The organism is Pedobacter sp. MC2016-24 (assembly GCF_015223055.1).
Taxonomy (GTDB): domain Bacteria; phylum Bacteroidota; class Bacteroidia; order Sphingobacteriales; family Sphingobacteriaceae; genus Pedobacter.
In genome coordinates, this window is record NZ_JADFBX010000001.1 from 796,122 (window position 1) to 809,092 (window position 12,971).

Below are 12,971 nucleotides of genomic sequence, written 5' to 3' on the forward strand. Positions count from 1 at the left end.
AGATGAGCACAAAACTTAAGATCGGTTTATTTGGTTTTGGGGTAGTTGGCCAGGGATTACACGACATTATCCGTGGTCAGGATTTAAACCTTGAAATCATTAAAATCGCCATTAAAAACCCAGATAAGAAGCGCAGTTTAGATGCACATCTTTTCACGACAGACCACAATGAACTCTTAAATAATCCGGAGATCAATACCATTGTAGAATTGATCGATGATGCGGATGTGGCTTTTGAAATTACCAAAAGAGCATTAACAAGTGGCAAAAATGTAGTTTCAGCAAACAAAAAAATGATTGCCACACACCTTGCAGAACTGGTAGAACTACAAGAAAAACACAACGCTTCTTTATTGTATGAAGGCGCAGTGTGCGGAAGTATTCCGATCATCCGGAATCTCGAAGAATATTACGACAATGAGTTGTTACATGGCATCAGCGGTATCTTTAACGGTTCATCCAACTATATTTTATCAAAGATATTCAATGAGAACCTGGAATATGGTGTAGCATTGAAACAGGCGCAGGACTTAGGTTTTGCCGAGACAGATCCGATTCTGGACGTTGGAGGCTATGATCCTAAATTTAAACTGGCCATTGCAACTGCCCATGCCTACGGTCTGTTCATCAATCCGGATAAGATTCTGAATATTGGTATCCAGAACCTTTCTGAAAATGACATCCGCTATGCGCGGGAAAAGAACTTCAAAATCAAACTGGTGCCTACAGCGCGTAAAATCAGCACCAAACAGGTGGTTACTTATGTATTGCCTAAATTCGTAAAATCGGATGATTTCCTGTTTAACGTAGAGAATGAATACAATGGTGTAACGGTACAAGCTGCCTTTGCCGATAAACAGTTCTTTTTTGGAAAAGGTGCAGGTGGTCACCCAACGGGTGCGGCGGTATTGTCAGACATTGCAGCATTGCGTTACGGTTACCGTTATGAATATAAAAAATATCACCAGCACAATGGCCTGTTACATACAGACAATGTAAATATAGAAGTGTACCTGCGTTATACACATGAGTATACCGTTGAGAAACTTAAAATTGAAAATATTGTAGAACGTTTTTCACGTGATGACTATAAGTACATCATTGGTAGCGTAAGCTTAAAAAGCTTACTGGCCAACAAAAATTTGTTAGAACAGAAAGACGTATTTATTGCACATACTGGTAAATATACCTATACCGAGCAGCAGATTAAAACTGTTGCAGATGAAGAAGTACTTTTTAGTTAATTTTTGTTTTGTTTTGATATGAAAACGGCCCTTCAACAGGGCCGTTTTTTTTTGATATGTGATAAAGGAAATGATTACATCTCCCTGTTGACATCCCAGTTTTCCAGGTAATCTGCTACGCGACGTACAAAAGATCCGCCCAAAGCACCGTCCACTACCCTATGATCGTATGATAAGGAAAGGAACATCATATGCCTGATGGCGATTACATCACCAAATTCAGTCTCCAACACCGCTGGTTTCTTTTTAATGGCGCCAACAGCCAGGATGGCTACCTGAGGTTGGTTGATGATCGGCGTCCCCATCACGTTACCAAATGAACCCACATTGGTCAATGTAAATGTTCCGTTCTGTGTTTCGTCAGGCTTCAATTTAGAATTACGTGCACGTCCCGCCAGGTCGTTTACAGCCTTGGTTAAACCAACCAGGTTCAACTGATCCGCGTTCTTAATCACCGGTACAATCAGGTTTCCACTTGGTAAAGCCGCAGCCATACCGATATTGATGTCCTTCTTTTTGATGATCTGGGTACCGTTCACAGAAACGTTGATCATTGGAAAATCTTTAATCGCTTTAGTTACCGCTTCAATAAAAATAGGTGTGAATGTAATCTTTTCATTTTCGCGTTTTTCAAAATTACGCTTTACCTTTTCACGCCACATCACCATATTGGTCACATCAGCTTCTACAAATGAAGTCACATGTGGTGAAGTTTGTACACTCATCACCATGTGGTCTGCAATCAGCTTACGCATCCTGTCCATCTCCATGATCTCATCGCCGCCAGCCATACTTACAGTGGCGGGAGTTGGAGCCGTTTTGGCAGCAGGAGTCAAATTATTCGCTGCAGGTTTTTCAGCTGTAGCCGGACTTGCAACAGGGGCAGCAGACTCTTTTCGGCCACCTTGAATATACGCCAAAAGATCGTCTTTGGTCAAACGCCCCTCAGCGCCTGTTCCCTGGATGTTATCCAGTTCTTTAAGACTGATTCCTTCCTGAACAGCAATATTTTTAACCAATGGCGAATAAAAGCGAATAGATTCTGCTGAAGCAGTTGCTGTCAGTTGTTCCGTGCCTGGTATATTTTCAACAATTGGTGCGACTTCCTCAACAGCTACAGGCGCTTGCACCTCCGCTGCCGGACTTTCAGCAGCCAGGTCTGTTTCAATGATAGCAATCACAGCGCCGACCTGTACGACATCATCCTCATTAAACAACTGTTTGATGAGCTTACCTGTAACTGGAGACGGCACTTCAGAATCTACTTTATCGGTAGCAATTTCCAGAATCGTATCGTCCAGTTCTATTGTATCTCCAGGCTGTTTAGTCCATTTAATGATGGTTGCTTCGGCAACACTCTCCCCCATTTTAGGTAACAATAATTCGTATTGAGCCATTTTTTATTTTATGATTGATATCGGCTGCAAAAGTAAAGTTTTTTGCAGACTTAAACTACATGATGTTTAATCTCATTCAAAACAAGCGTTAATGCAGCGATGGCGGCACGCTCAATATTTTGTGTTCTGCGGCTTCCAAAACTAAAGCAACGTGCTGTTACTTTGTCCTTTGAAGCGATACCAATCCATACCGTTCCAACTGGTTTATCAGCTGTTCCACCATCCGGTCCGGCAATGCCACTTACCGCAATGGCATAGTCACTTTTAAAGTTTTTCACAGCACCCATGGCCATTTCCCTAACCGTTTCTTCGCTTACCGCACCATAATTCGCCAATGTCTCTGGCAAAACGCCTAATATGGCAGTTTTAAGCGCGTTAGAATACGTAACTGCACCACCGAGGTATACTGAAGAGCTGCCGGGATGTTGTGTGATCAGATGCCCGATATAGCCTCCGGTACAACTTTCGGCAGTTGACAAAGTCAAACCTTTTTCAGCCATGAGGTTTAGCAAAGCTTTTTCCAGCGCAATATCATCTTCAACCACCACATATTTCGGTACGCGGTTCACCAATTGGCGAACATAACCGGCGATCTCTGCTTTCAGCGCAACTTCATCGCTTCCCGAACCGCTTAAACGTAGCCTTACTTGTCCCAGCTTGGGCAAATAAGCGAGTTTAATATGAGCGGGTAAACTATCCTCAATATCTTCAATTTCTGCAGCTAAAAAAGACTCCCCTAAACCCGCAGTAAGAATGGTCTGGTGAACTAGAGCAGGTAAGTTAAAGGTTTGCTTTAACCGCGGTAAAATATCCTCGGTCATCAGGTACATCATTTCAAAAGGCACACCGGGCATAGATACAATGATCCGGCCTTCCTGTTCAAACCACATACAGGGCGCTGTTCCGTTTTTGTTTTGAATCACTTCGCAACCATCCGGTACATCCGCCTGTTGCCGGTTCATCTCAATCATCGGTCTGTTTAAACGGGTAAAAAAACTGGTCACATGATCCAGCGTAGGCTGATCCCTGCGCATGCCCATGTTAAAATATTTAGCCAGGGTCAACTTCGTAATGTCATCTTTGGTTGGCCCAAGGCCACCAGTAATTAAAATGACATCCACGCGTTGCATCGCCTGTTTTAAAGCCTCTGTAATGTGCGCTGCATCATCAGACACAGAAGTGACCTGCTTCACTTTAACGCCGATCAGGTTTAATTCTTTCGCCATCCAGGCAGAATTGGTATCCACAATCTGACCGATCAGGATTTCATCTCCTATGGTTATAATTTCGGCTAACATATGATTTGGTTTAGAATTTAGGAACGTAAGATTTTCTTTTGCTCAATTTCAAATCCTGCAAAACTGAAGCTTTCACCTTAATGATCACCGAGTACGATTGATAAGCACCAAATGGAACCCAGTTGAAACTCATGTCCCAGCAGTGCAAATCCCTGTAAATCGCAAAATTGGTCATGGAGATGGTCTGCCGTTGAAAGTCCCAGCCCGAAGTAAAGGTTACTTTCCATTTGGGTGTCACGTTTGCATCACCACTAAAGCTTAAGTTATTCGTTATGGAACTGTTTTGGCCTACTGCATCGGTCCGGTAATCAAAACTGTACTGAAAACTAAAGTTCCATGGAATGTTAAAATCAACAAAGGCATTGGGGTCACGGCTGATCTGTGCCAGTGCTTCAGCCTGCTCTGGTGTAATTCCGCCGCCAACCTTTTTTTCATTGAGCTTGTCGGTTATTTCATTCTTCTTTTTAAAAGATTCCGGGTTCAGACTATAATCAAAAGAGAATCCAAAATTGGTCAGCCTTGGCAATTGCCCTTTAGACCAGGTATATTTATCTACCAAGGTCCTGGTCACCACACCCTGATCGTTTGCAATGTCTTCGTACAGGTACGGGTTTAGTGTACCACGGTAATTGATCCCCAATTTATCGGTAAACTGTGAACGCCCGCTAAAGCTCAGGTCAGATAATTTAAAGTCCTTTTTCAATAAATCATAACTACCGTTAATCCCTAAGCCCTGGATAATTGCAATCTTTCGCTCGCCGGTACCGGTTGTATCTTTCAGCGAAGCAATTTTAGCTTCCACCGTATTGTCAATACCAAAATTGATCGTGGCACTTCTACCAATAGACGGCCCTCCGTATACGCCCTGCTCCTGGATAGAATACTTCATGGGCACCAGTTCTCCGGTGTTGTAATCTTTAGTATACACGGTCTCCCCATTCTGATATTTGGCGATTTTGTAAATGCCTTTACTAAGTGAGGAGAAATCTGGTTTATAACTGAAACTTACACTAGGCGTCATCACGTGACGGATGGCCTTCAATTTGCCCAGGTTTTTAAACTGTGCTGTAGAGTATACCTTTGTAGATAAACCACCGCCCACGCTGTACTCATTGGAGCGGTTAAAACCTGGAATCGTATCTATAAAAGTCACATCACTTCCATTGGCCAGTTTGCCATAGGTTTTACGAATGGATTGAAAATACCATTTTTCACTATAATTTACATTGGTATTGAAGTTAAAATATTTCAATATGTTAAACGACATGTTGATCGGTACATTGTGCTGAATTCCCGTACGGAACTGACTTAAACTTTGCTTGGTAAACAACAATGAATCTGCTGTGTTGATGGTATTGGTTGCCTGCATGGTATAGCCCACCGTAATCTTCTGATACCATTTCTGCTCACCAACCCGGCTTTTGGAATCGAAAGGATTAAAAGTAGGCACCGACAAACTCACGTTTGGCAAGGTTAAGGATACCGTTTTAGCACGGGTTTCCTGACTGTGGTTAAAGGAAGTTGATAAGTTAATTCCGTTCGAGAAGGTACGACCGTAAGAAATGGAAGAGTTCAGGATGTTATTGGCAATCAGATTTTGATTGTAAGTATCCCCACCAGCAGTATTTTTTCCATAACCAGAAGTTCCCGCGTTCACACTGGCAGAAAAAATAGTACCTGGATTAGCGTTGGCGTTTTGGGAGTGCGTCCAGTTGATCCGAAAATCCTTAGCGGTCTGATAGTCTCTTGTACCTTGCGTTCCACTTTTGGTGTAGGCATAACTCAAATCAACATTACCATTGTATTTATATCTTTTGGTATACGTAGAGGCCACGCGTGCACTATAGGAACCGTAGCTATACACTGATCCGGTAACTTTCGCATCCCAGTAATCACTCAGTCCGAAATAGTAACCACCGTCCTGTAAAAAGAATCCTCTGGTCGCCTCTTCGCCTGGTGTAGGCAAAATCACCCCGGAACTCTTTTTATTGGGTTTGGGAAAAAAGGCAAATGGCAAAGCCAGTGGCAAGGGTATATCTTCAATCTCCAGGTATACGGGTCCGGTAATAATCTGATTTTTAGTCACAATTCCCTTGGTGATGTGCAATCCAAAATGCGGATGTGGTAAATTACAGGTACTGTAAATCTGGCCCTTACTGTGAATCTCATCATCCGGTTGTTTCTTTGCGATCCCGCCTGAAAAGAAACCACCCTCCTGCTCGGTAAACACCCCATGAATCTGACCCGCCTTGGTTTTGGCATTAAATTTCAGTGAATCGGCCATAGAAGTACTCTGGCCGGTCATTTTAAAAATAGGTCGCCCGATATACTTTCCTTTTTTATCGTAGGTGCCCCGCGCATAGATCATATTGGTCTTGCTGTTATAAGTAATGTAGTCTGCATCCAGCTCAATATCCTGATACAAAACCCGCGCTTTACCATACAAATAAACAACACCACTTTCTTTGTCCAATACCACCGAGTCACGTGCACCATACTGTACCTTTTCAGATGCCGCGGTATCTTTAGGATTGGTTTTAACCAGAGTCTTTTTGGTCGTGTCATTCAACTTCGTTTTAACAGGCGATTTCTTAGCCGTGTCCAGCTGCTGACGAATGTCTTGATATGGTGAAAAGTTGGTTAAAGCGAACGCCTGATTACCAATAAATACTAGTAAAACAAGTGTTTTAAAAAAAATGATATCGCGTAAAAGTTTCAAATTCGTGTGTGAATGTTATTTTTGCATTAATGTTTAATCCAAAACGTTCAAAATTAATGAAAAATATACCATTGCTTAGGTCAAATGTAATTTTGATTGTATTTATTTCTTTGCTGATCAACATTACAACTAGTAATCAGGCGTTTACGCAAGAATATAAAATAAAAACTATTGTAATTGATGCCGGGCATGGTGGCCGTGACGGCTCTACAAGAGGGCTTTATTCAACGGAAAAAGATGTGGCTTTAAAAACCGCATTGAACCTTGGCGCGGCGATCGAAGCAAATATGAAGGATGTAAAAGTAATTTATACCCGGAGTACAGACGTTTTTATCCCCTTATATGAGCGAATTGCCATCGCCAATAACGCAAAAGCAGATTTATTTATCTCTATACATTGTAACGACATGCCGGTTTTCAGATCCACTGTCGTAACCGGTTACAGAAAGGGAAAAAAAGGCAAAAAAATACCGGTCACAGAAACTGTCAGCAGGAAAAGTACTTCTACAAAAGGTGTAGAAACCTTCGTTTCGGGTATGGGTAGACTGAATGAACAGGATGAAGTGATCAAACGTGAAAATGCGGCCATTTTCCTGGAGGATAACTACAAAGAAAACTACGAAGGATTTGACCCGAACAACCCTGAAAATTACATCATCCTGTCTTTAATGAAGAACACTTTCCGTACACAAAGTTTAAAACTGGCCAAATTGGTCCAGGATCAATATGTAGCTGTGGGACGTGTCAACAGGGGTGTTCAGGAAAAAAGTCTGGCTGTGCTGGCCAGGGCGGGTATGCCGGCAATCTTAACCGAAATTGGATTCATCAGCAATCCCGAAGAGGAGAACTATATGAACTCTCAGGCCGGTCAGCATGAAATAACGGAATGCTTATTGAAGGCTATTGAAAACTATAAAAAAAGTATAGAAGGCTAACACACCAAAAAAACAAAAAAGCGCGAAGCACGATGAGATTGAAAAGAAACCTATTCCTATTTAGCTCCTTACTACTGATAACCTCTCAATTGACTTTTGCACAGGGATACAAAGTTAAAACCATTGTAATTGACGCCGGACACGGCGGAGCAAAATCTGGTGCCGTGGGCAGTTTTTCTATGGAGAAAAACATCGCGCTGCAAGTGGCCTTAAAACTGGGCAAAAAGTTTGAAGAGGACATGCCTGATGTTAAAATTCTGTACACCAGGAAAACTGATGTTGACGTAGAATTTCATAAACGCGCTGCACTGGCGAACGACAACAAAGCAGATATATTTATTTCCATCCATTGCAATTCCATGCCCGACCGCCGGGTGGTGACCGGGTACAAAACGGTACGTGGCAAAAAAGTAGCACAATATGGCTATGTAAAAAATAAAAGCACCAGCGGAACCGAAACTTTTGTAGCGGGATCTCACCGTTTGGATGAGCAGGATGTAGCCATCAGGGAAAATGCCGACATCAAATCTGAAAAAAACTACAAACAAAATTACGATGGCTATGATCCCAATGATCCTGAAACATTTATTATATTATCTTTGTTCAAAAATACATTTAGAGACAAAAGTTTGAAACTGGCACGATTGATGCAAAATGCCTATACAAACGACAACAACAGAGTAAACAGAGGGGTTAAAGAGCAGGGAATTCTGATTTTGCAAAGATGCGGAATGCCTGCAGTGCTCACAGAAATCGGATTTATATCCAATCCGGATGAAGAAAGCTATATGAACTCTGCCAGTGGACAGGCTGAAATTGTAAATGCCATTTTCAAAGCTGTACACACCTATAAAAAAGAAACTGAAATAAATTAAACATTCAAATTATTAGAAATATAACTGATCGTAAATGAAGATAGCAAACGAAACCAAAGTAGGTATAATGGCCGCCATATCTATTGCCTTATTAATTATTGGTTATAATTTCTTAAAAGGGAATGCCATTTTTTCAAATGAAACGGTACTTTATGCGAAGTATTCCCGGGTAGATGGACTGGGTGTTTCCAAACCTGTACTCATCAATGGATTTCAAATCGGTCGCGTAGACAAACTTCAATTGCAGGCCGATGGAAGTATCCTGGCCACTTTAAAAATTAAAGGGAAATACGAAATTCCTAAAAATAGCATTGCTAAACTGGAAGGCACAGATCTTCTGGGTAGTAAAGCCATAGTTATGGAATTGGGAACCGGACAGGATTTTGCACAAGATGGAGATACCTTAAATGCGAATGTAGCCAAAGGCCTGCTGGAAACTGTACAACCGGTACAGAAAAAAGCAGAGCTGATCATCGGCAAAATGGATTCCATCTTAACCAGTGTAAATACGATCCTGAATCCGAACTTTCAGAAAAACGTGGATAAGAGCTTCAATAGCATTTCTGCAACATTGGCTTCATTAGAGTCGACTTCTAAAAAAGTAGATAACCTGGTAGGTTCTGAAGGATCCAGAATCGCATCCATCCTTTCTAATGTAGAAGCGATTACAATCAACCTTAAACAGAACAATCAAAAGATCAATAGCATTTTGGCGAATGTGAATACGATTACCGATCAGGTAGCTGCCGCAAACTTTAAACAAACGATAGAGAACGCGAATAAAGCTGTTGCTGATTTACAAAGTATTGTATCTAAAGTGAACAATGGACAAGGTAGCTTAGGCATGTTGGTTAACGACAGCAAAATGTATGAAAACCTGACCAATGCTTCTAAAAATCTGGATAACCTAATGATCGATTTGAAACAAAATCCTAAACGTTATGTCCACTTCTCTGTATTTGGTGGCGGTAACAAGAAAAAAGACGATTAACTTTCATAAACTCCATAAAAAAATCCCCTGTTCAGGAATGAGCAGGGGATTTTTTTTATGGAATACATTTGCAGCGTCGCTGCACATGCATTTGTGAGCTAAATCTTTAAATCGTATACGTACTTCCTTCAAGTGCCAGCTCGGTATCTTCAAATACTGATCTTGCTTCTTCCAGCAAAGGCAATAAGGCCTTGTAACGCGATGAAAAATGACCAATCAGCAACTTACCTGCGCCAGTTTCTTTAGCTACTTCAGCAGCCTGTAAAGCAGTCGTATGATGTGTATGGTTTGCCCTGTCCAGCATTTCATGTAAAAATGTGGCTTCATGATATAAGGTATCGCAATTGCGGATGCTATCAAAATACCGCTCATCCATCAGTGTATCAGAACAATATCCATAAGATTTGGGCTGATCAGAGTCTATCGTATAGTCGGCATTCAACAAAACCCGGCCATCAGGCAATTCCAGATCTACTCCCCTTTTGAGCAAAGGATAATATTCCGGAGCAATGGATTCGGCAGTTAACTTTTCTACCAATACCTTACGCAAACGCTTCTTTTGTGTAAATCTAAAGCCTGTACAGGGAATCCGATGGTTTAAAATAACAGTCTGAACCGTTAAATCTGCATTTTCAAAAATCACTGAAGATTCAATCGCTTCAATCGCTGTAAACTCGATCGGATACCGGATGATGGTTTCTGAATATTTAAACTGGACAGCCAGAATTTCTTCCAGCGCCGCAGGAGCAAAAATCCGGATCGGTTTTACACGACCATTTAAATGCAGGCTCGACAATAACCCGATCAGGCCAAAATAGTGATCTCCATGTAAATGACTGATAAAAACATAGTCAATTTTGCTCGCTTTGAAGCCGAACTTAATCAACTGTTGCTGGGTGCCCTCGCCACAATCGATCAGGTAAAATTTCTCATTACAGTTTAACAACTGCGCGGTAGGATTCCTATTGTATACAGGTGTTGCAGAACTACTGCCTAAAATAGTAACCTCAAATTTCATTAACCTTTATCTACACTCCCCAACAATTCCTTTTCGATCTCTTCCATAAAAATCAGATCGGTAGCTTCAGCTACATTAGATACAATGATCAGGTGCTGATCCAGTTTAGACATTGCTAAAATTTCAGAAACTACTGGATTAACGCCGGTTAAAATAAATAAACCATTGTCTTTTTTACATAAACGGTGGCCAAACAGCAAGCTGCTCAGATCCTGAGAATCGTCACATTGTTTAATCGAAGATAAATCCAACACAATGTTACAATGTCCTTCTGCGTTCAATAAAATGAACTCAGATTTCAACTTCGGGGTATTGTCGTTTGTAAACTTACTTTCTTTAAGTTTCAACACAACATACTTTTCATGCTTATCTACTGAAAACTTCATGATATTGATATTTTAGTCTGAATACGAAAGTAATTAATTTAATCTGTATCTGGTACTATTTTTGCTAACACAATTCAGTTTAAACAAAATTACTTCGCTAAAAGCCTTTCCAGCGCATCATTTACATTCTTTTCTATCCGTTCCACAACATTTGCCAGTTCGTTTTTAACAAACTTATCGCCTGTGATCTGCTCATAAAGTTCAATATAACGATCTGAAATGGAAAGAATAATCTCTTCCGTCATCAAAGGAACAGACTGTCCCTCTTTACCCTGGAAACCATTTTCGATCAACCATTTACGAACAAACTCTTTAGACAGCTGTTTCTGCGCTTCATGATTGGCCTGACGTTCCGCATAACCTTCCGCATAAAAATAACGGGAAGAATCCGGTGTATGGATCTCATCAATTAAAAAGATCTCCTCACCTACTTTACCAAACTCGTACTTGGTATCTACCAGGATCAGGCCACGTTCTGCAGCCATTTCTGTACCACGGGCGTATAAAGCCAATGTATATTTCTCCAGTTGTTCGTAATCTTCAAGCGATACGATTCCCTTAGACAAGATATCGGCTTTAGAAATATCTTCATCATGGCCTACAGCAGCTTTCGTTGTTGGTGTAATGATCGGCTCAGGTAATTTGTCATTTTCTTTTAATCCTTCTGGCAGTGCCACACCACAAACACTCCTTCTTCCGGCACTATATTCTCTCCAGGCGTGGCCGGCAAGATATCCCCTCACCACCATTTCTACTTTAAAAGGCTCACAAATCCGGCCAATGGTGACCATTTCGTCAGGCACATCAATTACCCAGTTTGGAACAATATCCCTGGTTGCATTTAAAAACTTAGCAGCAATCTGATTCAATACCTGTCCTTTAAATGGAATCGCCTCTGGTAAAACCACATCAAATGCAGATATCCGGTCTGTAACCACCATCGTCATGAATTGATTGTCAATGGTATACACATCACGCACTTTTCCCTTGTAAAAACTAGTCTGTTTTGGAAAGCTAAAATTTGTTTCTTTAATTGCTGTCATTTTAATATAGTAACTTATTGTATATCGCCGTAGGCTTTTAATATTCTCTTCACTAATTTGTGTCGTACCACATCTTCACCCGTCAGATAGATAATTTCAATTCCGGGAATACCGTCCAGGATACGCAATGCATTGTGTAAGCCCGACATCTGTTTCTTAGGTAAATCGATCTGGGTCACGTCTCCGGTCACAATAAATTTTGCAGAAGGCCCCATACGGGTCAAAAACATTTTCAATTGCAAGTCCGTCGAGTTCTGTGCCTCATCTAAGATCACAAAACAGTTGTCCAGCGTCCTGCCCCGCATAAAAGCCAGTGGTGCAATTTCAATGGTGCGGTTTTCCAGATAGGTTTTCAATTTCTCTGCCGGGATCATGTCATCGAGTGCATCATATAGCGGACGCAGATAAGGATCTACTTTTTCTTTCAGGTCGCCCGGTAAAAAACCCAGACTTTCACCTGCTTCCACTGCCGGACGTGTCAGAATAATTCTTTTGATCTCTTTGTTTTTCAGGGCACGAACTGCCAATGCGACCGCCGTATAGGTTTTACCTGTACCGGCCGGACCAATCGCAAACAGAACATCATTCTTCACAATACTGTCTACCATTCTGCGCTGGTTGGCCGTGCGGGCCTTCACCATCAGTCCATTGGTACCAAATACAATCACTTCTCCACCCCCACCGGTTGCAGCAGGTTTTTCAGTGCCGTTTTCTGCAGCCGATGCTGACCTTTTCGAAACTAAAATGGTCTCTACATCATTTGGTGTCAAATTGCTGTACTGCTCCAGGTGTTGCAACAGCTGATTGTACTTTTGCTCAAAAGCCTTAAGCTCCTGATCATCACCAAGTACCTTCACTTCGTTTCCCCTTGCTACTACTTTTAACTTTGGAAAGGCGTTTTTAATCAGCTCATAATGCTCATTATTTGTACCCCAAAATTGTACCGGATTTACCGATTCTAATGTTAATTTCAGTTCGTTCAAAATATTGTTTTTTAGATAGAGGTGTATATTTTGATATAAAAATTGAATATTTGTACGCGATTTGCCGCTTACGCAAGATTAA

The 12,971-nt window shown here is 41.3% G+C and carries 11 protein-coding genes; 4 read left to right on the forward strand and 7 right to left on the reverse strand.

Going from position 1 to position 12,971, the window contains the following annotated elements; genetic code table 11:
- Window positions 1-2: 2 nt before the first annotated feature.
- Window positions 3-1,244, forward strand: coding sequence for a homoserine dehydrogenase (locus IM797_RS03615; RefSeq protein WP_194125714.1), 1,242 nt, complete (start codon window positions 3-5; stop codon window positions 1,242-1,244).
- A 74-nt stretch (window positions 1,245-1,318) separates the two neighbouring features.
- On the opposite strand, the gene IM797_RS03620 is transcribed toward IM797_RS03615, so the two are convergent.
- From IM797_RS03620 to IM797_RS03630, 3 genes are read right to left on the reverse strand one after another with little or no spacing between them, the layout of a single operon-like run.
- A complete protein-coding gene (locus tag IM797_RS03620; RefSeq protein WP_194125715.1) occupies window positions 1,319-2,641 on the reverse strand; it encodes a dihydrolipoamide acetyltransferase family protein in 1,323 nt (440 codons plus the stop codon).
- Between the two features lie 50 nt (window positions 2,642-2,691).
- On the reverse strand, window positions 2,692-3,939 hold the full coding sequence (locus tag IM797_RS03625; protein ID WP_194125716.1) for a competence/damage-inducible protein A: 1,248 nt from the start codon (window positions 3,937-3,939) through the stop codon (window positions 2,692-2,694).
- A gap of 10 nt (window positions 3,940-3,949) precedes the next feature.
- Complete coding sequence (locus tag IM797_RS03630) at window positions 3,950-6,658, reverse strand: putative LPS assembly protein LptD (protein WP_194125718.1); 2,709 nt, start codon at window positions 6,656-6,658, stop codon at window positions 3,950-3,952.
- 56 nt (window positions 6,659-6,714) lie between these two features.
- Here IM797_RS03630 and IM797_RS03635 point away from each other — a divergent pair, with 56 nt between their 5' ends.
- From IM797_RS03635 to IM797_RS03645, 3 genes are read left to right on the forward strand one after another with little or no spacing between them, the layout of a single operon-like run.
- Window positions 6,715-7,593 carry an N-acetylmuramoyl-L-alanine amidase gene (locus IM797_RS03635; RefSeq protein WP_228098700.1) on the forward strand — a complete coding sequence of 293 codons (879 nt, stop codon included), beginning with the start codon at window positions 6,715-6,717 and terminating at the stop codon, window positions 7,591-7,593.
- Window positions 7,594-7,625: 32 nt separating this feature from the next.
- Window positions 7,626-8,468 (forward strand): N-acetylmuramoyl-L-alanine amidase, encoded by an 843-nt coding sequence (locus IM797_RS03640; RefSeq protein ID WP_194125720.1) that lies wholly within the window; start codon window positions 7,626-7,628, stop codon window positions 8,466-8,468.
- Window positions 8,469-8,502: 34 nt separating this feature from the next.
- The gene (locus IM797_RS03645) at window positions 8,503-9,459 is read left to right on the forward strand and encodes an MlaD family protein (RefSeq protein ID WP_194125721.1); all 957 of its coding nucleotides are present in this window, start codon (window positions 8,503-8,505) and stop codon (window positions 9,457-9,459) included.
- A gap of 106 nt (window positions 9,460-9,565) precedes the next feature.
- Here IM797_RS03645 and IM797_RS03650 read toward each other — a convergent pair whose 3' ends face one another.
- The 4 genes from IM797_RS03650 to IM797_RS03665 form a co-directional block, all read right to left on the reverse strand.
- Window positions 9,566-10,477, reverse strand: coding sequence for a ribonuclease Z (locus tag IM797_RS03650; protein WP_194125722.1), 912 nt, complete (start codon window positions 10,475-10,477; stop codon window positions 9,566-9,568).
- Window positions 10,477-10,863, reverse strand: a complete 387-nt coding sequence (locus IM797_RS03655; protein WP_194125723.1) for an STAS domain-containing protein — start codon at window positions 10,861-10,863, stop codon at window positions 10,477-10,479. Before IM797_RS03655 ends, IM797_RS03650 begins: the two co-directional genes overlap by 1 nt.
- A gap of 89 nt (window positions 10,864-10,952) precedes the next feature.
- Entirely contained in the window at window positions 10,953-11,906 is a 954-nt protein-coding gene (locus IM797_RS03660; RefSeq protein ID WP_194125724.1) for a phosphoribosylaminoimidazolesuccinocarboxamide synthase, read from the reverse strand.
- A gap of 14 nt (window positions 11,907-11,920) precedes the next feature.
- Window positions 11,921-12,889 carry a PhoH family protein gene (locus IM797_RS03665; RefSeq protein ID WP_194125725.1) on the reverse strand — a complete coding sequence of 323 codons (969 nt, stop codon included), beginning with the start codon at window positions 12,887-12,889 and terminating at the stop codon, window positions 11,921-11,923.
- Window positions 12,890-12,971: the final 82 nt, after the last annotated feature.

Coding starts and splice junctions, on each gene's coding strand:
- IM797_RS03615 (WP_194125714.1), top strand. CDS start 3: ATGAGCACAAAACTTAAGATCGGTTTATTTGGTTTTGGGGTAGTTGGC.
- IM797_RS03620 (WP_194125715.1), bottom strand. CDS start 2,641: ATGGCTCAATACGAATTATTGTTACCTAAAATGGGGGAGAGTGTTGCC.
- IM797_RS03625 (WP_194125716.1), bottom strand. CDS start 3,939: ATGTTAGCCGAAATTATAACCATAGGAGATGAAATCCTGATCGGTCAG.
- IM797_RS03635 (WP_228098700.1), top strand. CDS start 6,715: ATGAAAAATATACCATTGCTTAGGTCAAATGTAATTTTGATTGTATTT.
- IM797_RS03640 (WP_194125720.1), top strand. CDS start 7,626: ATGAGATTGAAAAGAAACCTATTCCTATTTAGCTCCTTACTACTGATA.
- IM797_RS03645 (WP_194125721.1), top strand. CDS start 8,503: ATGAAGATAGCAAACGAAACCAAAGTAGGTATAATGGCCGCCATATCT.
- IM797_RS03650 (WP_194125722.1), bottom strand. CDS start 10,477: ATGAAATTTGAGGTTACTATTTTAGGCAGTAGTTCTGCAACACCTGTA.
- IM797_RS03655 (WP_194125723.1), bottom strand. CDS start 10,863: ATGAAGTTTTCAGTAGATAAGCATGAAAAGTATGTTGTGTTGAAACTT.
- IM797_RS03660 (WP_194125724.1), bottom strand. CDS start 11,906: ATGACAGCAATTAAAGAAACAAATTTTAGCTTTCCAAAACAGACTAGT.